Origin of the sequence: Myxococcus sp. AM010 (genome assembly GCF_013372585.1) — a bacterium.
In the GTDB taxonomy this organism is placed as follows: domain Bacteria; phylum Myxococcota; class Myxococcia; order Myxococcales; family Myxococcaceae; genus Myxococcus; species Myxococcus vastator.
On record NZ_JABXEO010000012.1, the window covers coordinates 17,966 to 41,266 of the forward strand.

Consider the following 23,301-nt stretch of genomic DNA (forward strand, 5'->3'; position numbering starts at 1 on the left):
CCTCACGCCGATAGTTGATGTCGCCACTATCTGAATACTGCACACAGAGTTTCCCATCCGAATAGGTGTGCGCGTCGATTACCAACTTGATGCCTAGGTCATGCCGCAGCACCGCCACAACTGGATGAGCATTTGGATCGGGGAAGCTCAAGGGGACTTCAATCCGCAAGGCGAACGAGTATCTCCGCTGGCACGGGCCCTCCACCCAGGCAGTCCCTTCGATATGACCATCCTCTGTGAGAACGAAGCCAGGGGCGCTCGACAAGAACGCCTGAACTTGCCGCTCCCACTCAATAGGGCGTGACGAGAAAGCAGCAGACACGTTTAGGGAGGAGGGAGGAGGGGACTGGGCGCCCAAGCTGTTACTCTCCCCATGAACGGGCCGGTCGGATGCCGCCGGTTGCTGTTGGCGTCACACGCAGGCCGTCCGAGAGCGTTCCACCAACAACCACTCTTCCTCCCGAGTCGTATGCTTTGGCCGCCTCTTCCGCTTCGATGCGCTCAAGGTCGAAGTCTGCCACGTAGCGCTCCTTCTTCAGCGAAAAGAAGCCCTGAAGCGATTTCTCGATGCCCTCCCACAAACGTACGCTGATGGCGGTGTGGCCGTCACCAGCGCCGTCCTGCAACTCGGAGGCACACGGGATGGAGCGGCCGAGGACAGTTACCTCCTTGTCATCGCGCAACCCCACACGGCCAACAAGAATCTTCCCGACATCCGCTCCACAGGACACGTCCAGCGTTGCCAGAGCCGGAAAGAGTTCCTTGGCAAGGTCGACGGCGGAGCATAGGGCGGCGGCCGTCTCAACGGCTTTGCTTTTGAACCGCCCAGAAGTGCGCGCCTCGTACAGGAGGGCTTGGACTCGGTCGCCCTGGAACTGGATGAAGTCGCCGTCGTAGTCAGCAACGACGGCCTGCATCTCCGAGCGCAGGACATGAAGGAGTCGCAGCGCTTCCTTCTTTTCATCTTCGGTAGAGAGGCTGGCGACATAGCTCGTGAAGCCGGATAGGTCCCCGAAGAATGTTATGGCCTCCTCTAACCGCGCCACCTTCTTGCCCAGTGCCCCGTAGTCAATAGGTGCTCGAACGTCGGTGATGTCCAGGCTTTCCAAGGGATGAGCCTCAATGTCCTCCTCTACGTCGGCCTCGAAGCTGGTTGGCAGTTTCTCTCGAGCAGCCGCGGAGGGCAGTTGCTTCGCGAAGGGGGCCGCTCCGGCGGCGAGCCGCTCTTCTCCGGGATCGCTGGGTTTGCCCGTCAGAGCCTTAGCGGCTTCATTCGCCGGGCGGCCAACAAACAGCAACTGGCGACGTTTAGCCCGCGCGTTCATCGTGGCGATTGCCTCACCAGTGTCTACGCCGGCCTCAAACTCGAAGTGGATGTCTGTGTGGACCTGAATCAAGTCCGCCAGTTGGCGCATCTGCCCGACCAGCGTGACGGCCTTTACCAAGCGAGTGAGCGTTGCCCCTTCCTCGGTGTCGTAAGGCTTGAAGACGATGAAGTGGAGCCGCGCACCCTGAAAGTGTACCCGGACGGCGGCGCCGTCCTGCTGCCTGAACAACCGCTCGACCTGTCGCTGAAAGACGGTGAGGTGGCGAAGAAGCTTCTTGAGTTCGGCGGTATTCTCGCGTCGCGCCTCGAGCAAGCTCTGAAAGTTGGCGACGTCGAGATAGACGTGCACGCCCGTTACCGTCCGGGCCTGGCTCAGGCCGAGATTCTCAAGGTCCATTTCTCGTACCAGAGGCCGCAGGTCAATGTCGTCCATCTGCTCGTACGAATCCATCATCCGGGCGCGCGCCGCTGCTCGACTCCATGCCATGGCTGTCTCCAGGAACTACGTCGGGGGGCCAAGAACCGCCAAAGCTCGGACCCAGGTGAAGATAGTAATGAGCGCTAACCCCAGTGCTACGAGAAAGGCTAGGAGCGCCAATTTGAGCCAATAGAACTTGCCGCTAACGAGCCGGGCAATCTTTAGGTTTTCAAATGCGTAGTCGGCGGCTTGAGCCTCCAGGGACAGAGTGCCAAGCAGATTGACGTATTCATCTGGACTTCCGAGGGACGGTTGGAGTCTCTGGGGTAGCTTTTCAGACGGCCAAGCATAACGAAGAAGCCTGTCAATCCACATCACCCCTGGAGCCCCACTTGGTGGGGGGTACTTGTTCTCGGTGAAGCTCAGTCGCGGGTAGAGGACCGCCACCGCTAAGCAGATCGAAATGGCGAGCGCCAAAATGAAGACGCCTGCAGTCCAAAGGAACGTCACTAGCCAACCAGCTCCCGGGAGAGCCGCAACTGATTGAATCTTTTGAACGCATCTGGCGGCCGTGGCAGCTAGTTCGCCACCGACGAACGCAAGAACAAGAGCCTGAAGTGTCGCTAGTGTGGTGGCTTTCGCGTCCGCAACCTTCACCATATCCTGAAGGTTCTGATGTGTAGCCTGCGCGAAGCCATGTGCAGCATCCCAGGTTGGGTTCTGGGGGGCAGGCAGCGGCGCCGGGTTTGCGGGTCGCTGAATCGGGTTAACGGTCATGTTCCAACCTGAACAGCGAATGGGGGTAGTGCTTGCTCGCCAGATGGGCGTCCAGTTCCCTGCGGTAACTACTCTAAAGATTCACGTCAATAAGGAACACAGATGCCCTAAAGGGAGGGGTGAATTTAACCCCTGGGGGTAGATTCCTACTCTCTCCTTGGTCCCAAGTGCTTCGATGTTAGGGTGTCCTGCCCGCACCGCGGATTGAGCCTACTCCTATTAACCATAGCTACTCGAAGGAGGGTCCCCCTGGAAGTGCGTATGCAGGACAACTTTGCGGCGCGTTACCTCCAAAGGGAGACAGTCCAGTGTGTGGGGCGTTCCACCTGCGCCACGAAGATCACGAACATGCGATTGCCAATATCGCGATGGCATTGGGCCCTGGCGCCGAGTTCCTCTTCACCTCGGGCGCCGGCCACGGCTTCGTCGACGACGAGCTGATGAATGGCGTGCCATGCCGCTATCACTCGTACCGTGTCGACGGGGATCACGACCTGCTACGCGCGTATGGGCTCGTGCTGGAAACGATGCACGCGGCCCCAGGAGAGACCGTCTACTGCCTGTCGCGCAAGACTGGATGAAGTGGCTGCTCCCCATCGGCGACACACTGTTCTGAGTCGTTCCTGATTGCGCTGTCCTGGCCTCGTGCCTCAAGTTCGAGGGCACGAAGCGCGTTGCTCGCGCCCTCCGCCCGGGTGGCCGCTGCCTCATACCGACCGGCGAATCCGAAGGTGACGAGGTTCAGCAGGCTTCCTTCCGCCATGGATGTCCCCTCCGTGTGCTGGAAAAAACGGCGAAGATAGCAGTCCGCGATTTGCTAGAAAACTGGGCGGAAACCCATGCCGTCTTGCCCAGGCAGCCGGTGCTTGGTCACGCGCAGCTCCTCGTGGGTGGAAGGGCAGCCTCACCTCCGCGGATCAGCGGGCCGTCGTAGGGAGGTCGAGGCGGGCTTCTGCGCGGGCTTCTGGACGGCTCCGCACAGGAGAGGGCGAACGCGGGCGCATCCTCGGTCCGTCCGTCCTTGCCCAGCCGGAGCCACTACGGCGCGCGGGCAAGAGCAGAGAGGTGGGGCAGGGGGGCGTGCCGGGGACTCGGCCAAGAGGTTCTGAGAGTCGTCTTGGAGAGTCTGCGCCGCGCGACGAAATCGAGAATACCAAGTAACGGCGAGCCCTTTTTCGCTCTCTCGGTTAACAGGTGGCCTATTTCGGCCTTTTGAAAGAGGGAAATGACGCAACCCTGGAAGGTACGACATCGAAAGCCCTGGATTGTCAGAATCGGCTGCCTGCGGTGGTTAACAAAACTGTTAACCACTCTCGGCCTCTCTCTCCCCAAAACGGGCGAAAGAGCGCTTCAGAGAGCCCAATCGGCGGCGGGGGAGAGGGGGCATCTCGGTCTGCGGGGTGGAGAGCCGAGAGGGCCCTCTTCGTCACCGCGAGCCAGAATCCCTTGTGATTCAGGGGCTTAAGCACGAAGGCCCCGCGATTTTCATCGCGAGGCCCATATAAAACAAAAGGGCCCTACCGGTTGGTAGGGCCCTTCGTTCAGCTCCCCGACTGAAGCCCTGCGCGAACTTGTTCTCGGCCTTCTCTCCAGAGACTGCGACGGAAAACACGAGGAACATCCTGGGGTTAGGTGAAGTCGGGAAAATTCGGGGTCCGATTGAGTGTCCGCAAACTTCGGTGCGGCTGCTCCCGACTATCGCGAATTGGGGATGGCGTCCAGAATCCTTCATTGGAGGAAGGTGTGGGGAGATGTCGCATGGGGGGGTGGCCATGTGGGACTTCATGCAGCACCGTGGGGCGGCGCCACCGACTCCTGCGTGTCCGCTCCTCCAGCGAGCGCCCTGCCTGAAGCGATCCCGGCCCTGCATTCCGGTGGGAGGCTTGCTCGAGGCCGTGCGCTGGTGGCCTCGTGAGTAACGCCCTGCCTGCAGCGGCGGTAGCGCGGGCCGTTCCACTGTGGCTGAGCCGAATAACCTCCGTTGAGTGGGCGCTGGCGATAGGTGACGTCTGCCGACGGCGTCGTGCTCGGGACTGTGCATGGCGAGCATCACCTCTGGGCTTCACGCGGGCTCTTTGTCCAACGGCACAAGTCGAGGCTGCTCCTCCGCCGCGGTGAGGACGATCTGGCACGGCTTGGGACGCAGTCCCTCGACCGGGGCAGGCGCCCAGCTCGGCCAGGCGCTCACCTCCGCCACTTCCTCGAAGCCTCGGACGTTCAAGCAGGCGGGGGCCGGAGCTCGAATTTTGAGGTTGCGCAGTACCCTCGGTGTTTCCGGTTCCCTTCGCCGGCACAGGAAATCGATGGCGTCGCGCGCCGCGCTCACTCGCCTTTACCCGCTGCGAAGCGGACTTGACGTACCCATGACGCAACGGCGGAATTTGGAGTAGGCACAGGCATAATGAGGTCTCGGTTTTTCACCATCGGAGGCGCTCTTGCGCGGAGCCCAAGGTAGGTCGGATCGCGAGCTGGCGCTCCGCATGTGGGTGGGAGTAGCTCATGGGTAAGTCGCTGGCCCCAGCGCCTGAGATCACGGAGGAGATTGAACGTCTCTTCTGTGGCCCCAACGCACTTTATGGGCGGTACCGGCAGATGTCGGAGGAGCCTGGGGAGATCGTCATCCCGGACACCTTGTACCGCTTCACGCTGCTCGATCCGGACAGTCAGCGCGTGAGTCTTCAGGTCTACAAGGGAATCGCCACCATTGGCGGAGCCTTGTGGACTCGCGAGGTCCGCGCGCTCCTGCGCGTGTCGGCCCGCCAGCACCCCGTGTTGCCCCTCATCCTGGGCGGAGCGTACGTCGACGAGAGCGATCTGGCCTTCGTCATCACGGAAGCGGCGCGCTACCGCTTGTCGGACGAAGGCGCGATGGCATACGTAGCGAGCAACCGCGAGCAGGCCCTGCGCCAACTGGCGCTGCTCGCCCATGGCCTGAGCCTGCTTCACGAGCAGGGCCTCACCCATCGCAATCTCCACCCCGACTCCATCGAGTACATCGAGGACGGGGAGGACCCTGGCACCCGGGATGTCCGCTTCGGGCTTCGTCTCTCTCGCTTCGAGATGAGCGCGATGGTCAGCAACCTCGTGCGACGCCAACTGGGGGGCGAGCGGCTGCCCGCAGACGCCTTGCGCCGCCTCTATCTCGGCTCCTCGGACGAGACCTTGCCCTACTGCCCACCCGAGCGTGCGCAGTGGCTCTTCGAGGACGATCCCTCGGGCTCCTTCGAGAGCGACCGCGCCGATGTCTATGCCCTGGGCGTTCTCGCTTGGTGCTGGCTCGTGAAGGCCTACTCCTCGCAGGATCGGTCATTCGAGCAGGACCGGGTCGCCTGGTCCGGGCTGGAGCGGAGCCTGGGGTCGGTCCGCAAGTTCAACGAGTACATGCGCGCGCGGCTGCAGGACCCCCGGCTGCCGCGGCCACTGGCGGCACTGCTCCGAGACATGTTGGCCTGGGAGCCCCGGGACCGCCCCAGCATCTTCGCCGTCCTGCGTGATCTCACCCAGGACTACGGACGGCTGGTGGCGAGCATTTCCCAGGTGTCCGAGCCCGGCGTGTTCTACGTGGGCTTCATGCCCGACGAGAGCAAGAAGACGCTCTACAAGTGGGGGTGGGTTGACCAGGATCCGATGGGTGACGAGGGGCGCGAGCAGCTCCGCGGATTCTTGGAGGACGAGCTCCGTGGGGCGGAGGTGCTGTACTGCCCAGAGGGCTTCAGCGGGTACAGGCGGGCGCAGACCGAGCAGGAGCTTCGCTCCCTGCGCGCAGCCAAGTATGTCCTCGTTGGGAAGCAGGCGTACTGGTTCTGCGACTTCTACGTCGAGCCGGGCCCCGCCTATAGCCGCGAGGACCGGCGAGTCGAGAAGCTGCTCCTCATCAAGTACGTGATCCACCAGCGGCGAGGCTGGCGCCTGAGCGAGACGCCGCTTCGCAGAGGAATCCCTGGCGAGCTGCGGTTCCTCCCGGTGTGGGTGAAGCGCGCCCTGGAACTGGACCAAGTTCGGGCCGAGGGGCGGACGTGGAAGCCCCTGCTGCAGTCCATCGAGTTCGAGCGCTCCACGCCGGAGTGGATGACGGTGATGGACGACGCGCTGTCCTTCCTCATCGCTTTCAGGCACTGCGAGCTGGATGCTCGCGTCTTTCCCTTCGAGGTGCTTCAGCGCTCGGGGAATGTGGCGGATCTGCGCCTGGACACGACACGTGACCGCAGGCTCCAGTTCAATGACGCACTCCGATCCCTCTACTTCCGGGAGGTGCGGACGCCGATGGGGCGGTTGCTCGAGAGCCTGGACGGCGAGGGAACCGTGCCGCTGGCGATCTACGGGGATGCCGGGGGCACCCCAGACTTCCGAGCGGGCCCCATCGCCAAGGCGGTGTTCAAGCGGCGGCTGGATGACGACACCGTGCAGGTGCAGCTGCTGGGCGAAAACCAGAGTTTTCCGGACAACGGCTGGATCCGTCCCGACGAAGACCAGGGCAGCTACTCGCAGCTCGTCCGGCAGGAGGATGCCGTCCAGGAACTGCTGCGGGCGCGCTCGCTTCTGCATCAGCTCCACAGCCCGACAGCCATCAAGGGCATTCGCGCGCGGTGGAGCAATGTTGGCAGCGATCTGAGTGGGCGCAGCCCCGACATCGTCAAGGACATGCTCAGCAGCGAGCCCTTCTATGGTCTGCATGGCCCGCCCGGAACGGGGAAGACCACGGTCGCCTCCGTCGCCGTCTCAGCCCACCTGCGCTCCGATCCGAGTCAGCGAGTCCTCATCAGCAGCCAGTCCCACTACGCCCTGGACAACCTCGCCCTGCGGATCCTAGACCGCTGCCGCAAGGAGAAGCAGGACGTGGTGGCCGTGCGGGTGGCCTCGAACTTCGCGGTGGCTGAGGAGAAGCTCCACCCCCGCATGGAGGCCCTGCTGCCAGAGCGGCAGGCCACCGACACCGTGGATAGGATCAAGCGCGCCTGCCGGAAGGCCCTGGACGAACACAAGCTGCCCGACGGCCGTGCCCTGGATGAGCCACTCAAGGCGCTAGTGTCCGACTGGATGAGCCAGGCTCCCCGGGTCGAGTTGGAGATCCGGGACCGCATTCGCCGCGGCGCCAACCTTGTCTTCGCCACCACGGGGGCCTGCACGGAGCGCAACGTCTCCACGGGAGGGACCAGCGGGCTGTACGACTGGGTCATCGTCGAAGAGGCGGCGCGCGCATGGCCCACGGAGCTGGCACAGCCTCTGGTCCGTGGGCTGCGGTGGACCCTGATTGGAGACCACTTCCAACTGCCGGCGTTCGACGAACTCTCGGTCCAGGGCTTCCTGGAGGCCTGCCAGCGCAGTGACGTCGATGAGCTGCGGCTGCACGGAGATCGGCGCACGGCCTACATGGACGTCTTCCGGCTCTTCGGCAGCTTGTTCGACAACCGCTCCGACCGCCGGGAGGCGCGCCCGCGCTCGTCCCGCCTGACCGAGCCACTCGATGAGCTCGATCTCCAGTTCCGGATGCATCCGGATATCTGCCGGATCGTCTCGCAGGCCTTCTATTGCGAGCGCATCGATCCCGCCTCTGGAGAGCGCAAGCTCTATCCGGAGGGGTGGTTGAAATCGGCCCCGGGGACCGCGCTGCCTCATGCCCTGACCCGGCCATCCTTCCTCCGGGGCCGGGCCCTGCTCTGGCTCGACACGCAAGACGTGGAGGACACGAACGACCAGCGCGCCTGGAAGAACGAGGGGGAGGCCCGGGTGATCAAGCACCTGCTGGCGCAGATGTCGCCCGTGCCGGTGACAGGCGGGCGGGATGCACGAGATGACGCCTTCGCGCTGCTGACGCCCTACAGCGCGCAGAAGGAGGATCTGATGTTGCGGGCGGGTCTGCCGGACTGGGCGATCCCTCATCTGCACACCGTCGACAGCTTCCAGGGCCGCGAGGCGGACGTGGTGGTGGTCTCGCTGGTCCGCTCAGTCCAGCGTGACGAGAAGCGACCCGAGACGAACATCGGCTATCTCGTCTCGCCCAACCGGGTGAACGTCCTGTTGTCTCGAGCCCGCAAGCTCCTCATCATCGTGGGCCGGCTGTCGCACTTCGAGCAGCAGGCGATCTTGAATCCAGAGCGGAAGGACATCCAGTTCTGGAGCACCATCATCACGGAGATCCGGCGCCAGGGCGCGGTCGTGTCGGCGGCGAAGGTGCTGAGCGCGGAGAGGGACTCGTGAAGAAGCTGAGAGCGCAAGAGATCCTGATCCCCTGCATCTCCTTTGGTGCGCGGGCCCGGGTGGTCGCCAACTCCAACATGCTGACCCCCATTGAGCTGGTGGCTCTCAAGGCAATTGGCGCCGGTCTCGATGAGGTGGCGGCGCTCTCCCAGGTTATGGGGATCGGCCTCCGGCCCGTGTTGGATCTGATCTACGACTTCTGGCTGAAGGGCTATGTCGTCGTCCTCGCGACGGAGACCAAGGTCCAGTTGGCGGGAGAGGCGAAGAAGGCGCACGAGAGCGGTAAGCTGGAGACGCTGGCCACCGCAGAGAACAACCTTGAGGTTGTTCCTTTGATTCAGGAGATGGTCTCGGGCGCGGTACTGCCGCACATCGGGCGGCAGACCCCCTTCGGGCCTGAAAGCTCGCTCGTCCCGACGCTGCAGTCTGGCCTCGCTCTGGAGCGCGTCACGCGGGGAGAACTCCTGGATGCGGTTCAGCGTGAGATCGAACGGAACGCCCGAATGCTCGGCCGACCGCTGGTAGCCCAGGAAGCCTGGGTGGAGCCAGACCAGCTGCTTGTGGAAGCCCGCGGCGGCGACGCGCTGGTGCAGCAACGCCGGTTTCTTCCTCTCGTGGTCGACATCTCCCAGGACAGCGACTCGGAGCGGCTGATCTTCGACATCGTCGATGCGCCGCAGGTGCCACCCCCCGTGCGCAAGGCCATCGCGCGCAGCCTGTCGAGCCTGGCCGAGCGCCTTCCCGACCAGATCTTCTTCAAGCGCTTCCGCGAGGCGTTCGGAAAGGAGGCCAGGGAGGATGAGCCTTTTTCCCGCGTCTCCTCGCTACATCGCCTGGGCCGGACGGTGCAGAGCCTGGAGTCCACGGATCCCGGTGTGCTCAAGCAACGCCACGCCCAGCTCGTGCAGATGTACAGAGAGGCCACAGACGACATCCGGGCTCAGGCCCGGAAGGAGGCGGCTGTCCGTGCCGTCGAGGGCTACGAGGATCACGAGAAAGTGATTCGCGGATTGTTGCTCCAGGCCGAGACCCAACTGCTCCTGGGCAACCCCTGGGTCCGGCTTGAGGCGCTCCTGGCGCCGCTGCCTGGGGGCAACGAGAGCTGGTTCGACCTGATCCAGCGAGCTCTCGCTCGGGGAGTCCAGATCTTCCTACTGTGGGGCATCCAGGCGGACTCGACGCTGGACCTCAATGTCCGCAACGCTCTGGTGGACCTCGCCGAGCGCCACCCCGGCCGGTTTCTCTTCACGCTTCGCTCCAGCACGCTGCATGCGAAGTTCGTGATCCGCGACGCCCATCAGGCGTTGGTCACCAGCTACAACTTCCTTGATCCGCCTACCCATCGGGACAGCCTGGAGATGGGGGTGTTGATCGAGGGCAGCTCGCCCGGTAGGGCACCGGCGGCCGTGCTCTCCCTGCTGGACTGGGCCCGGGCCGCCTTCCCGGACTATCGCCAGAGTCAGCGCCTGCTGTTGTTGCCGGACGAACTGGGGGCGGTGGAGCAGCCTGAGCTGGTCGTGCCGCTGCCTCCGGACGTGCCGGAGCCCAGGGCGATCCAAGGAGACGCAGTGGGAGCGTCGCCGGCCATTCGTTTCTGGGCGACGGAGTGGTCCGCGGTGCACGAGAAACTTCAGACGCTCAGCCTCCAGCACCGGCATGGCGCTGAGCTGGTTGTTGACCGGGAGCACCGCGAGGCGCTCTGGAGGAGCCTGCGGAGTACCGAGCGGCGGCTGGCGATCCTGTCCGATAAGTTGAGTGCAGATGTCGTCACCGATCGTTTCGCGCGGCATCTGCGCACGCGTCTGGCGGGGGGGGCCTCCTGTGCCCTCGTCTACCGCCGGGAGGGAGCGACGGACATGGCGGACGGTCCCGCCGCACGCCTCGTCCCGCTGGCCCAGGATTACCCCGATCGCTTCTTCCTGACCGAGGCCCGAAGCCATGCCAAGATCCTGGTGTCGGATGACGAGGTCACCATCGGGAGCTTCAACTTCCTCTCCTATGGGGGCGACTACGAGGGAGCTTCGGGGCGGCGCGAACGGGCGGAGATCAGCGTCTGCATCCACGAGCCCGCGGTGGTGGACAAGGTTCTCCAGGTGCTGAGCCACCACTGGCCTCAGGAGTTCGCGCCGCTAGCCGCACGGACCAAGAGCGCGCTCGTGCCCGCTCTCGAGCACCCCGTGCCTCCTCCGCTCCAGCCGCTGTTCCGTGAGCTGCGAGGCACCGATGACCCCGGTGAATTGCTGCTGAGGTGGTTCGGCACTAGGGAGGCACCCTGGAATGAGCTTGAGGTACTGGAGCAGGCGCGTATCGCTGAGCCGTTGCTCGCTCGCGCTGCGGGCGCCGCCATTGCCAGCGCCGCCGAACTGGATAGTGAGGGCGGGAGGCGGTGGCGGTGCTGGCTTGCCGAGTACCAGTGGAGACAGACGGATTTCATCGGGAGCGCGCTCCTGATGCCCGAGCCGGACCAGGGGAAGCTCGGCCTCGAAGCATGGTTGGCGCGGTTCGCGGTGTCCGTGCAGGCTCCCACGCTGCCCGCCGTGAGCCTGCCAGCGGCGGAGGTGATGCGGGCCGGGCAGGCTCAGGCCGTCGCATTGCTGGTGCTGGTCTCCGCGCTGGAGCAGGGGCGCTTCGACGACCTGAAACTCCTGCGAAGCCTGGAGGCACGGCTTCCTGCGAGCTTCCGCTCATGGGCCCAGGCCGCGCGGACCTACTATGCCGAGGCGCTTCAGCCCCTCCCGATGGCCCTGCTCCGGCGGAGTGCGGGGCAGAAGCAGCGGCGGGAGAAGATCGACCAGGCCCGCGCGGAATTCGTCCGCGCGCTGGAGTCTGCGGAGAACATCGGGTTTCGGTTCCCACTGGGTGAGCACACGTGGGAACGGCTGCAAAGGCCCGACTATCTGCTGGGGAGGATGCGGGGGGGGCTGTCAGGGGACGACCCCGCTGGACTCGGGCAGTACATTGCCCAGCTCGATGAGGCAGGGATGGACGTCGAGCGCCTCATGGACGATGCCAGCTATGAGGAGCGGGATGAGCACAACCATCAAATCACTGATCGCAAGCGCCCCTCCTGCCTGAAGCGGCTCCAGATCATGCTCAAGTCGGCTCGGAGCTGGGTGGAGCTGGCGGTGCCCCCCGGGGTGACGGCTCCAGAGGCTCGGGTGCTGAAGGCCAGCGGGACGCTCAAGCGTGAGCTGGCGGGGCTCGGTGTGGAGCCCGGCACCCTCGACCCGTTGGCCGAGCCCGTGCGGCGCTTCGCGCTGGCCCGTCTCGAACCGCTCTTCAGCGCGGAGGAATCGTGAAGCTCGCCGACCTGCTCGCCGCATGGCCGTTGACCCGGCAGGGCCCCGAGTCGTGGCTCGCGGTCTTTGCCGATGTCGAAGATGCACATACCGTGATCCGAGCGTGTGGCGCCACGCTGGCGCGCCCGATGAGGCACGCGGACGTCATCGGGGCGCTCGTCCAGCAGGGCGAGTTCGAACTGGCCGCGCTGCTGCTTCAGGACGAGGCCTTCCTGACCCATGTGGAGGCCTCCCTCGTCAAGGACTTGGAGGCCCAGGTGGAGCGGGTCACCGCCGCGGCCATTGAAGAGCTGCGTGGAACACTCGCCGGGCTCTCGGAGCGCGCCCAGCGGCTCGGTGTCCGCGTTGAAGCAGAGGCCATTCTGAAACTGGGATCGAGGCGGCTGCGGGAGGGACGCTCACGGCTGAAGCCCCTTGAGCAGCAGGTGACCGAGGCGGAGTTCAAGCAGGTGCGAGAATTGGAGCGCCGACTCGGGGAGACAGCACGTCCGCCCGCGCTGAATGGCCAGATGTTCGAGGAGTGGAAGGCCAACGTCGCGCAGGCGCTCCGCCTGGGCGCGCTCGAAGCCGCTGCGGCTGCCATCGAGGCGGGGCCCAGTGCGGACCGTCCACCGGCGGTCAGCGTCCCCTCTCCCCCCATCTGGCCCTACTCGACGGAGCCCCTGGATGGCGTGGTGGACTGCTTCTTCGGAGACGGACTAATTCCACCAGGCTTCGAGAGGTATGTCCCTGATGCGTCCGATGAGGCAGCCTGGAGGCTGCTCAAGGCGCTCAAGGCGGTGGGGAAGGAGGAAGGCGAGCCCGAGCGGGCTGCCCTGCTTCAGGCCCTGGCGGCGGTGCTGGAGTGCGAGGTGCTCCGGACGGAAGCCTCCGCGGCCGGAACGGTGATCCACGTCGATGATCTCAGCGCGCCCGGGTTCCATGCCTTTGGCCGGCGCCGATGGCCGAAAGGCATTCCGCTCTGGCTGCCAAGCCAAGCGCAAGCGTCGCCGGCTGTCCCTGCCGGTGAGCTCGTCGTCCGAGTCGTCCGCGGTCCGCCGGACCCCGCCGACAACACCCTGCACCTGCGCCTCCAGGACGTCTTCGCGGTGCTGCATGATCACACCCGCCGCCGGTCCAGGCTGCTCGCGCAACTGGGGCGCCAGCTCCCCCTGGATCGTGCCTTCGATACGGTGATAGTCGACGAGTCCACACGCTGGGAGCGCCAGGATCTGCCCGGGGGGCTCCTCCTGGCTGAGCAGCCCACGCTGCTGGTGGCGGCCCCCGGAATGGGCAAGAGCACCCTGCTCGCCGAACTGGCCGCGCAGTCTCCGGAATCGGCGATCGTCGAGGCCAGCAAGGAGGGGGAGTTGCCACAGGCGCGCGTGCTTCTGATCGACGGCGTCGATCGCTTGAGCGCGGATGCGGTGCGGGGGATGACGCGGGAGCTTCACTGGGCACGGACCAGCCAGAACCCAGCGCCTGCGGTGCTCGTCGCGGTCCGCTCCGAGGCACGGGAGATGATCGAGCGCAGCGCCGCTGGCATGTTCCGCGTCATCGAATTACCACCCCGCTCCGCCGCCTCGCTCCGAGAGCAGGCGCGGGTGATGCTGGGGTGGGTCGGCATCGAGGCGGAGGTTCCGGGAAGCTATGACCGGCTCGCTTTCCTGGCGAGCGGCAACCCGACCCTCTTGTTCCACCTATGCCGTGCCTTGGCAGTATTACTTGCGTGCGCTGGGGGGCGGCGGCGGCGCTTCGAACTCGCGCACGTGGAGCAGGCCTGGCAGGGCAGCACCTTCAGTCAGGCTGCGCGCGAGTTGCTCTGGACTCCTCTGCAGTCTCATGAAGGGGCCGCAGAGGTATTGCGGGCCGTCGCGGACTTCGCCGAGCCGGGCAAGCCGCTGAGCCGGGAAGATCTGGCATGGGCGTTGGGCGGGCGGGAGGCGGCCTGGGTTGAGTCGCGTGTGCGGCTCCTTCGAGGATACGGGCTGCTGCGCGTCACCGAAGAGCGGATCGGTCTGGCGTCCGGCGGCGTGGCCCTGCTGGCGAGAGCATGGACCGCTCCCGCCACGACACCGAACACGTGAGGCCTCCCAGGCCGCGCTTCGCATTGGAGATCCTGGACCATGGCCCCGGCGACCGAGATCATCGACTTCGAGCTGGAGCGAGGGCGCCATGGCTCGCTGCTCGGCCGTGAGGATGTGCTGACGGAGCTGGATGCGCTCCTTCTGGGGGGGACCTCTCGTGGCTGGGTGCTGGTCAAGGGAGGACCCGGCTTGGGCAAGAGCGCGCTCATGACCGAGTGGCTGAGACGGCGCGAAGCCGCCGGGCAGCGCGTCCCCCATCATTTCCTGCAGCACGGCGTGGAGGATCGGGATCGGCCCGAAGTGGTGAAGCGCAACCTGGCGGCGCAGACAGAGAGTCTCCACCCGGAGTTGGTGGATTCAGAGGCACGCCCCGAGTCGCGCTTGACCAAGCTGCTGGTGAAAGTGTCCCAGGTGCTGGGGCCGCGCCAGGGACATCTGGTGCTGATGGTCGATGGGCTCGATGAGGTGGAGGAAGACGCGGACGGCTCCAATCCATTGTCGGGCTTTCTGCCGCCTACGCTGCCGCCCGGTGTGAAGGTGCTCTGTGCCTCACGCCCCACCTACCCCCATTTGAGCTGGCTAGAAGCACGGGACGGCCTGCGCACGATCGACTTGGATGACGAACGGTGGGCGCGCTCGAACCGGCAGGTGGTGCGCGAGTACTGGGCACAGGAGCGAGCCACCTCCCGGTTCAACCCTCCGCTGGCTCAGGGGTTCGTGGAGGAGGTCCTCCAGCGGGCCGAGGGAAACATCCTCTACTCGGTGAAGCTGGCGGAGTGGCTGGAGACCCAGCCCGTGGAGAAGAGGCAGGCGGAGCTTCTTCCGCGAGGGCTTGAGGCGCTGCTCGACGAGAGTTGGGAGCGCATCCAGAAGCTGGCTCCGGAACTCCGGGGCCTGGCGGAGGAAGGCCTGGGGGTGATGGCCGTGGCGCGTGACGCGCTGCCGCGGTCGATCTTGTCGGACGTGGCCGGCTGGCGGGCGATGGGTGAGCCCGATCGATTCCTCCGGGTGGCGCGCTCGTTCCTGCTGGAAGAGGTGGCACCTGGGCGCAACGAGAAGGCGTGGCGGCCCTTCCACGAGTCCTTTCGAAGGTTCGTCCTGACAAAGCTGGGTGCTGAGCGGGCGAAGGTGCTGCACTCGCGAATGGCCGGGAAGCTCTGTCAGTGGCCCGTGGCCTGGGGCGAGAGAGGCTTTCGCAAGAGCTATGCGCTGCGCCATGGCGTGACGCACTTGCTGAAAGCGGAGCAGTGGGAGCAGGCACGCAAGCTGTACACGGACATGGGCTACTTGGAGAAGCGGTGCCACGAGGCCGGAGTGCTGTCCGTGGAAGAGGCTCTGAAGAGCGCCGTGGTGGAGGTGCCTGAGCCCGAGCAGGAGTTGGCGAGGGCGCTCCTGCGTGCCATCCAGGCGGGCTCGCATGTCTTGAAGAGGGATGCGAAGGCGCTGCCCTTGCATGTCTACAACTGGCTTCGCTGTGGGGGATGGGAGAGGGAGCGGCTTGAGAAGGAGTTGGGGTTTCCAGATGGGATGCCCGAACTGCGGCTGAGGCATCCCGTACGGGCCGGGGCGCACGAGCGGACGTTGGAGGGCCACAAGGACGGGGTGAATGGCTGCGTGGTAACACCGGACGGGCGGTACGTGTTGTCGGCCTCTGCGGACGGAACGTTGAAGGTGTGGGAGGTGGAAACGGGGCGGGAGGTTGCCACTCTCAAGGGCCACGAGGGCGAAGTGACCGGCTGCGCGGTGACGCCGGACGGACGAAGCGTGGTGTCCACCTCCGGGGACAGGACGCTCAAGGTGTGGCAGGTGGAGACGGGGCAGGAGGTGGCCACGCTCAAGGGCCACGAGGGCGAAGTGACTTGCTGCGTGGTGACGCCGGACGGGGGGCGTGTGGTATCCGCCTCCGACGACGGGACGCTCAAGGTGTGGGAGGTGAAGACGGGGCGGGAGGTGGCCACGCTCAAGGGCCACGAGGGCAGGGTGCGTGGCTGCGTGGTGACACCGGATGGGCTGCATGTGGTGTCCACCTCCGTGGATAAGACGCTGAGGGTCTGGGAGGTGAAGACGGGGCGGGAGGTGGCCGTGCTCAAGGGCCACGAGGACAAGGTGCGGGGTTGCGCGGTGACGCCCGATGGGCGGCACGTGGTGTCCGCCTCCGAGGACAAGACGCTCAAGGTGTGGGAGGTGAAGACGGGGCGGGAGGTGGCCACGCTCAAGGGCCACAAGGGTAAGGTGCGTGGCTGCGCGGTGACGCCGGACGGACGAAGCGTGGTGTCCACCTCCGACGACGGAACGTTGAAGCTGTGGGAGTTGGAGACGTGGCAGGAGGTGGCCACGCTGGAGGGCCACTGGGACTGGGTCAATGGCTGCGCGGTGACGCCGGACGGACGGCGCGTGGTGTCCGCCTCTGGTGACAAGACACTCAAGGTGTGGGAGGTGAAGACGGGGCAGGAGGTGGCCACTCTCAAGGGCCACGAGAGCTGGGTGAATGGCTGCTCGGTGACGCCGGACGGGCGGCACGTGGTGTCCGCCTCAGAGGACGGGACGCTCAAGGTGTGGGAGGTGAAGACGGGGCAGGAGGTGGCCGTGCTCAAGGGCCACGAGGACAAGGTGCGGGGTTGCGCGGTGACGCCTGATGGGCGGCACGTGGTGTCCGCCTCCGAGGACAAGACGCTCAAGGTTTGGGAGGTGGAGACGGGGCGGGAGGTGGCCACGCTCAAAGGCCACGAGGACTGGGTGAATGGCTGCGCGGTGACGCCGGACGGGCGGCACGTAGTGTCCGCCTCTGCGGACGGGACGCTCAAGGTGTGGGAGTTGGAGACGGGGCAGGAAGTGGCCACTCTCAAGGGCCACGAGAGCTGGGTGAATGGCTGCGCAGTGACTCCGGACGGACGGCGCGTGGTGTCCGCCTCCGAGGACGGGACGCTCAAGGTGTGGGAGGTGGAGACGGGGCGGGAGGTGGCCACGCTCAAAGGCCACGAGGGCGAAGTGACTTGCTGCGCGGTGACGCCGGACGGGGGGCGCGTGGTGTCCGCCTCCGAGGACGGGACCCTCAAGGTGTGGGAGGTGGAGACGGGGCGGGAGGTGGCCACGCTCAAGGGCCACGAGGACAAGGTGCGGGGTTGCGCGGTGACGCCTGATGGGCGGCGCGTGGTATCCGCCTCCGAGGACGGGACGCTCAAGGTATGGGATCTCCGCTCCGGGCAGTGCCTTTATACCCTCCACGGCTTCAATGGATTCCTGACGGTGGCTATCGGGCCAGATTTCGTCTGTGCAGGAGACGTGAGGGGAAACGTCTGGATCCTTGAGACAGGTTCCTCGGTCGCCAGGACACCTGTTGATTCCACGAGGGCGACTTCGCCGGTAATTCCAAATCCCATGACCTTCTCCTTTCCGCCGCCCCTTCTTGACGCCTATCGTTCCAAGAAACTGGCCCTCTGCATCGGCTCTGGGCTCTCATTGAGCGAGGGCGTCCGGGGAAATTTCCCCAAATGGCTTCAGCTTCCCCATCGTTTCCTGGATGAATGTGAGCGTCAGGGAGTGCTCGACGCGGAGATCATCGCGGCCAAGCGCGTCCAGTTCACGAAGAAGATGCGTCTTGAGGTTATGCTCGCGGAGCTGGGCTCCCTGGTCACCGCGCTGGACCGCGGGTACCAGGACGCGCTCAACGACATCTTCCGGCCCCCTGATGCAGCCCCGGGCGTTGTCCACAACGTCATCGCCCGCCTTGGTATCGGTGCGATCCTGACCACCAACTATGACCCGCTCATCGAGGAACTTGGGGAGACACCACGTCGGCAACCGTACACCTGGAGGGAAGCCGATCGAGTGCTCAATGATCTGAAGGCAGGGCGCCGCGTCCTGTTCAAGTTCCACGGGACCGCCGAGCGATACGACACCGTGGTAATTACCGAGCGCGAGTACGACCGGGTCCGCTCCGATAAGGGCTATCAATCGGTACTGCGCCACCTGCTCCAAGAGTACATGGTCTTCTTCGTCGGCTATGGGATGAATGACCCGTTCGATATCGATCTGGTGCTCAAGTGGAATGCGGATGTGTTCAACTCCGCAGCTCGCCGCCACTACGCATTGTTGAAGGATCCGAGTGACACGGACAGCGATCGCTATCTTCGCGACTACAACGTCCAGGTGCTTCCATATAGCGATTACGCGGCCCTCCCCGGCATCCTTGATGCGTTGACGCGCACTGGGCCCTGATAACACCCAAGCGGCTATGAGGACCTTCGAGAGATGAGCCAGCGGCGCGTATCCATCCAAGATGCACTGGCGGGGCCGTTCGATGGCCCAAGGGGGGATGGGCGTTATCCGGTTCAGTGGACACCAACGAAGAGGCAGGTACGGTGTCCGACATGGCGGAAGCGAAGAAGGCGCGGCGTCACGCCACGCCGCAGTGACGGCTCTCCACGCGCTCCCCGACACGCCACCCGCCCTGCTGCGCCAGCCCTGGCTGGTGGAGGTGCAGCACCCTGACGAGGGCACCCGCCTCTTCGGTGATACCCTCTCTCTGTCCGGGTACACCCTGGACGGCACCATGTACCTGCTCGGACAACTCGGCGACGGGAGTACCGTTCTTGCCTCCTGGCGGCCCCGTTGGACGTGAAAGAGGGCCCTCGTCGGGAGCGCTCCCTGCTCATCGACGAGGGACACGCGCCACCGCACGCGGCCTGGGCGCGGGAGGCGGCGCGCTACGCCGTCATCTTCGGACTGCTCTTGGAGGCTGAGGGCTCCCCGCTCCGAATCGAAGAGGCGCGTCGACGCGACGCACACCTGAACCTGCCGGCGCGCGCCGTCTACCTGCTCGGCCCCGTGCCTGTCCCGGCGAGGTCGCCCGAGGCTGGCCTCGGCTGGCGCGGCGCGGTGGAGCGCCAGGCGCGCGGGTACCTCAAACGCCAGCGCCACGGGCCTCGGTTGGCTCTCTCCCGGTGGGAGTACGTCTCGAAGCGCTCCACGTGGAGATGGGTGCGGCCGGCGTCGTAGGAGCGGCCCGTCTTGCCGTGTACACGCGCATCCGCGGAGGCGCATCCCGCAGCCGTGCGCTCCGGGCAGGCACAGCACAGCGGGCCTTACGCCTGCCTGCGTGGCCCCAGGGGCTTCAGAGCGGGACGACCGCGAAGCGCGAGCTGGGATTGAGCCGCTCAATCTCCGCGCGTCGGGCCTCGGCGGCGTCGGCATCTTCGAACGCGTCGTTCTGCCAGGCGGCCTTGGTGGGCGCCATGCGGCTGATCGAACCGTCCTTGTTCACGGACTTCACCATGAAGCGCTTGGTGGCCTTGGCCTGGTTCGCGCGCATGGTGGTGTAGGCTCGGAAGGCGGTGGTGCTTTTAATCTTCATCGACGTCCTCGCGTTCTGCGGGGGCGTGGTTGCCTGTCGCGAAAGACATACACGCTCTTGCTTTCAGATGAAGCAAGTCCGTTTGGTCTGGAGGTCGAGCGCACTGGAGGCGTGCGAAATACTTGCGAGAATACGCGGGGTTTCACACGGGCATTGGCGCGGCTGTCCCCGGCCTCGGTAAATACCTTGGAAGCTCGGCCGAGGGGCGGGCGCGATAGGGGCACGCCATCCGCTGGGACCAGGGCACCTCCCTGGAGGAACCGCCCTGGGGCAGTGCGTTCCGAGGGCCCGTTTCTTGAGCGGGACGATCTTCCAGGCAGCGGAATCAGGCGTCGAGGTAACCCATGGGTGGCAGGGTGGTGCCGTGACGGTCAAGTATACTGGACCTGTTGGGTCGAGTTTGTTGGGGCGGGCGGGAATCTCTCGCCGAAGGAACTTGCTGCCTTGGGGCGGGCCTAGCTGTGCTGCGGCCCTCCATGTCCGACTTCCGCGAAGCCCTTGAATCGATTTCGGAGTCCCCATGCTCCGAGCATCCTGGCTTCTCCGCCGCCCTGGCCTGTACTCGTTGCGGCACCTTCATCTGTGCCTTCTGTGCCTCGTCCAGTGCGGGCTTGTGCTCTCGGTGCCTTCATGCGGCTCCGGAGCTGGCGACGCGCAGGGCCCGGCTCGCGGCCAGCCTTATCGATGGCGCCGCGCTCGTGCTCCCGTCCCTGCTCCTGGGCGTCCTCCGATGCCTGGCCGTGCCGGACGAGGCGGCGATGAAGGCTCCAGCCGTCTACGTCCCGGCGCTCCTCGTGTTGCTCGTGCAGGCGAGCCTGATTCGAGGCACTGGCGCGAGCCTCGGCAAGCGGCTCTTGGGAATTCGAGTCGTCCGAGGAGACGGACTTCCGGCGGAGGTGTGGCGTATTGCCCTGCTGCGGAACGCGCTCCCGATGGCGCTGTGCGGTTACTGCGTCTGGTTCGGCCTCGTGGATGCGCTCTTCATCGTCGGAGAGGAGCGGCGATGCCTCCACGACTGGGTGGCCGGTACGCGCGTTGTGAAGGCCGTCGGGCACGGCACGCGTTCGCTGGGTGGTGCGTGACTGGCAGGAGCGTTGGTTTCGAAGTCCCTTCACCGAGAGGGGAGAATGAGAGGCAATGACATGGAGGGAGTGGTGAAGTCCGGGGGCTCCCGGTGGTTGGCCGGGCTCGTGTGTACGGTGGTGGCGCTGGCGTTGGGGTGCGCCCGGCACACGTGGAAGCGGGACGACGTCATGACGTGGGAGGGTTGCTGCGAGGGCACTGACGCGTGCCTTGCGCTGCTGCAGGAAACCCACGGCCCCGACACCGGGGAGAAGTGGCCGGCACCGGAGCAGGCGTGTGCGGCCTGGAAACTGGGGCGCGAGAGAGAGGACGTCGTCCCTCGACTGGTTTCGCTGCTTCGGCACCCAGAGCGTCGCGTCCGCGGCGGTGCGGCCCAGGCGCTGGCGAAGATGGAGGGAAAGGCCACGGGCGCCGTGCCTGCGCTCATCGAGGCGTATGAGAGGGAGCCCGATGGGCTGGCCCTGCACGCGCTCTCCTCCCTCGATGACGAGAGAGCAAGGCCAGCCCTTGTGCGCCACCTCCTGGAGTCGCCCACGTCGGCGCTGGAGCGCCTCGGCCCGACATTGGCCCCGGTGCTGTTGGACGTGCTGGAGGACCCGGAGTCGAACTGGGAGACGCTGGTGCTGGTGCGCCACGTCCTCTCCCGGCGCGCCTCCATGTACTCGGCGACCTTCGTCCCGCGCCTGCGGACGCTCCTCGCGCGGGAGCTGGAGGCGCCCACGCTGCGGCGCCCACCCGGGACGTCCTGCCCGTCGGCGCCTGCGCCAGGCTGCGAGGCAGTTTTCGACGGATGCACCCCGCGCGCAGCCTACGTGGCGTCCGTGCTGGCGGCCCACGCGCGCGAAGGGGCGAAGGGCGAGCCCGAGGCGCTGCGGGCGCTACAGCGGGCGGATGCGCACCTCACACCCGTGGCGATGCAGGCGCTGGTGGCCTTCGGGAGCCCTGCTGCGGTGCCGGGCGTCCTCCAGCAACTCGCCGTGCCTGAATGCCGTGCCCGGGCACTCACGAGCCTTGCGTACCTGGGGCCTGTGGCGCGGCCAGTCGCGACGGAGCCGCTGCTGCGGCTGCTCGCCACGGGGAAGGAGGGGTGGGAGCGCGCACGGGCCGCAGAGGCCCTTGGGCGCGTGGGAGACCCGGCGGCCCTCGAAGCGCTGCGCCAGGCGGTGTACGCGCCGCACAGCGAAGTCCAAGCCGCGGCGGTTGATGCGCTGGGTAGCTACGCCTTCCGAGCGCATACGGAGGAGTTGGTGTCGCTGTTCCAGCAGGTGGTGGCGACGCACGCCTCTCCGGTGGCGCGGAGCCACGCGAGGTTGGCCCTGGAGGGGCTCTCCGGGCAGGAGGTGCAGCCCGCGGAGTCCATCGACTGCGCCCGCCTCATTCCGATTCCAGGGCGCCACGGGGAGTGGACGCTGCGCGAGGGGCACGCCTCCGTCCAGTTGCAATGGGACAAGCCGAAGGCGCCCCCACCAGGGAGCCCGTGTGCATCCGTGCCAGGAGGGGACTCCGCCTCCGTCCTCGAAGCCATGGGGGAGGCCTGCCTCGTCGGGTGGGACGACGGGGAGTTTGGGGGCACGCTGGAGGTGCATGAAGCGGGGCGGGTGACGGTGCTGGAGGAGCCCCATGCCAACCCGCTGCACGTCGTGCGGATGCACGGCTCCGTCGTGGTGGTGGAGGGCCTCGCGCACATGTTTGGCGGTGCGGGGAGTCTGGTGCGTGTCGACGCGTCCGAGGGGCGGTGGCGTGCCACGCCTTGGGTGACTCTCCCAGGCGGGCCGATGGCATACGCGCTGGATGAGGCGGGAGACCTCGTGGTGGGGACGACGGACCAGCGACTCGACGCAGTCGTCTGTGGCCGGGCTGGCACCTTTGCACCCGCCCACGTGGTGCGCGTCACGAGGGACGGGCGACTGGCCCCCGTCGAATCGGACGGACGGCCCTGAAGCTACCGCGTGGGAGAGGGTGGCCCTCCCAAGTCTTCAGGCCCGTGACGCCGGGCTGCTGTTGCCGCTGTCACGGAGGCACGTGTGCCGGCGCTCGTCGGAGGGGCGCACCGGGCGAGGATGCGCTTCCACCCATTCCGCGCCGCTGCGGCTTCCCGGACGAACTCCACCACCTCGCTCAGCGAGACACGCTCATCACATGGTGCTGCGCTGGCCACGTAGTCGTCGGCGAGCGCCATGCGTGCCTGGCGGCTGCCGCCGGTTTCGAGGATGCGGCTGTACGCCTCGCAGGCATAGGCGAACGTCTCGCGCTTCCGGTAGTCGATGTCGAGGAGCCACTTGCGCCGACGTGTCTCGGGCAGGCCCGCCGTGCGGCGCTTGCAGTTGTGGAAGACGTGGGCAGCCTCATGGACGAGGAAGTCGGCGAAGGGGGACTCCTCGTCGAAGTACGAGAGGGAGACGTAGCATGTGGTGTGTTCGCTGAGGCCAAGGATGCGGGGCGCGTCCCCTCCCAGCAGCTCCGCGCCGACGCCGAGGAGGTACAGGTTGGCCAGGTCCCAGGCGGTATTCAGCCAGGAGGACTTCAGCAGGACTTGGACGATGTTGGCCGGAGTGACGAATACGACGGAGCGTTCCAGGACGGCGAGGACGGCGTCCTGTTCCGCGCGGGGGAAGAGGCCTCGCACCATGGGCTCCACCTTGCGGCGGGTGAGGGAGACGATGTCGACGCCCCGGAGTCGCTCATCGGCTCCCAATGCCGCCGTGCGTCGCTGTACCTCCTGCACGAGGGACTGGCGAAGCTCCTCATGCGCGCGCCGCTCCCTCTCAATGCGGTCGCCT

General features: G+C 66.1%; 12 protein-coding genes. 9 read left to right on the forward strand and 3 right to left on the reverse strand.

The features are described from left to right. Positions 1-362 precede the first annotated feature (362 nt). Positions 363-1,814: a hypothetical protein gene (locus tag HV826_RS08995; protein WP_255217118.1), complete on the reverse strand. Its 1,452-nt coding sequence runs from the start codon at positions 1,812-1,814 to the stop codon at positions 363-365. A 1,016-nt stretch (positions 1,815-2,830) separates the two neighbouring features. Here HV826_RS08995 and HV826_RS09000 point away from each other — a divergent pair. From HV826_RS09000 to HV826_RS09030, 7 genes are all read left to right on the forward strand, one after another. Further along, positions 2,831-3,103: a hypothetical protein gene (locus HV826_RS09000; protein WP_176416588.1), complete on the forward strand. Its 273-nt coding sequence runs from the start codon at positions 2,831-2,833 to the stop codon at positions 3,101-3,103. 1,918 nt (positions 3,104-5,021) lie between these two features. Then, entirely contained in the window at positions 5,022-8,720 is a 3,699-nt protein-coding gene (locus HV826_RS09005; RefSeq protein ID WP_176416589.1) for an AAA domain-containing protein, read from the forward strand. Continuing rightward, the gene (locus HV826_RS09010; RefSeq protein ID WP_176416590.1) at positions 8,717-12,019 is read left to right on the forward strand and encodes a hypothetical protein; all 3,303 of its coding nucleotides are present in this window, start codon (positions 8,717-8,719) and stop codon (positions 12,017-12,019) included. The genes HV826_RS09005 and HV826_RS09010 overlap by 4 nt, the downstream gene beginning before the upstream one ends. Then, complete coding sequence (locus HV826_RS09015; protein WP_176416591.1) at positions 12,016-14,085, forward strand: hypothetical protein; 2,070 nt, start codon at positions 12,016-12,018, stop codon at positions 14,083-14,085. The genes HV826_RS09010 and HV826_RS09015 overlap by 4 nt, the downstream gene beginning before the upstream one ends. 39 nt (positions 14,086-14,124) lie before the next feature. Further along, a complete protein-coding gene (locus tag HV826_RS09020) occupies positions 14,125-18,303 on the forward strand; it encodes an SIR2 family protein (RefSeq protein WP_176416592.1) in 4,179 nt (1,392 codons plus the stop codon). Between the two features lie 193 nt (positions 18,304-18,496). Then, positions 18,497-18,706 (forward strand): hypothetical protein, encoded by a 210-nt coding sequence (locus HV826_RS09025; protein WP_176416593.1) that lies wholly within the window; start codon positions 18,497-18,499, stop codon positions 18,704-18,706. Then, positions 18,703-19,083, forward strand: a complete 381-nt coding sequence (locus HV826_RS09030; protein WP_176416594.1) for a hypothetical protein — start codon at positions 18,703-18,705, stop codon at positions 19,081-19,083. The genes HV826_RS09025 and HV826_RS09030 overlap by 4 nt, the downstream gene beginning before the upstream one ends. 115 nt (positions 19,084-19,198) lie before the next feature. Here the strand turns inward: HV826_RS09030 and HV826_RS09035 are convergent, their stop codons facing one another. Beyond that, a complete protein-coding gene (locus tag HV826_RS09035) occupies positions 19,199-19,438 on the reverse strand; it encodes a hypothetical protein (protein WP_176416575.1) in 240 nt (79 codons plus the stop codon). A gap of 698 nt (positions 19,439-20,136) precedes the next feature. Between HV826_RS09035 and HV826_RS38035 the strand changes: the two genes are divergently transcribed. Together HV826_RS38035 and HV826_RS09045 are read left to right on the forward strand one after the other, a co-directional pair. Beyond that, positions 20,137-20,520: an RDD family protein gene (locus HV826_RS38035; RefSeq protein ID WP_368670878.1), complete on the forward strand. Its 384-nt coding sequence runs from the start codon at positions 20,137-20,139 to the stop codon at positions 20,518-20,520. Positions 20,521-20,580: 60 nt separating this feature from the next. Next, positions 20,581-22,461 carry a HEAT repeat domain-containing protein gene (locus HV826_RS09045; protein WP_176416679.1) on the forward strand — a complete coding sequence of 627 codons (1,881 nt, stop codon included), beginning with the start codon at positions 20,581-20,583 and terminating at the stop codon, positions 22,459-22,461. Between the two features lie 2 nt (positions 22,462-22,463). Here HV826_RS09045 and HV826_RS09050 read toward each other — a convergent pair whose 3' ends face one another. Then, a complete protein-coding gene (locus HV826_RS09050) occupies positions 22,464-23,246 on the reverse strand; it encodes a hypothetical protein (RefSeq protein ID WP_176416596.1) in 783 nt (260 codons plus the stop codon). Positions 23,247-23,301 lie beyond the last annotated feature (55 nt).

Bases quoted from the DNA above. Each gene is read 5' to 3' on its own strand.
- HV826_RS09005 (WP_176416589.1), top strand. From the start codon at position 5,022: ATGGGTAAGTCGCTGGCCCCAGCGCCTGAGATCACGGAGGAGATTGAA.
- HV826_RS08995 (WP_255217118.1), bottom strand. From the start codon at position 1,814: ATGGCATGGAGTCGAGCAGCGGCGCGCGCCCGGATGATGGATTCGTAC.
- HV826_RS09020 (WP_176416592.1), top strand. From the start codon at position 14,125: ATGGCCCCGGCGACCGAGATCATCGACTTCGAGCTGGAGCGAGGGCGC.
- HV826_RS09035 (WP_176416575.1), bottom strand. From the start codon at position 19,438: ATGAAGATTAAAAGCACCACCGCCTTCCGAGCCTACACCACCATGCGC.
- HV826_RS09045 (WP_176416679.1), top strand. From the start codon at position 20,581: ATGGAGGGAGTGGTGAAGTCCGGGGGCTCCCGGTGGTTGGCCGGGCTC.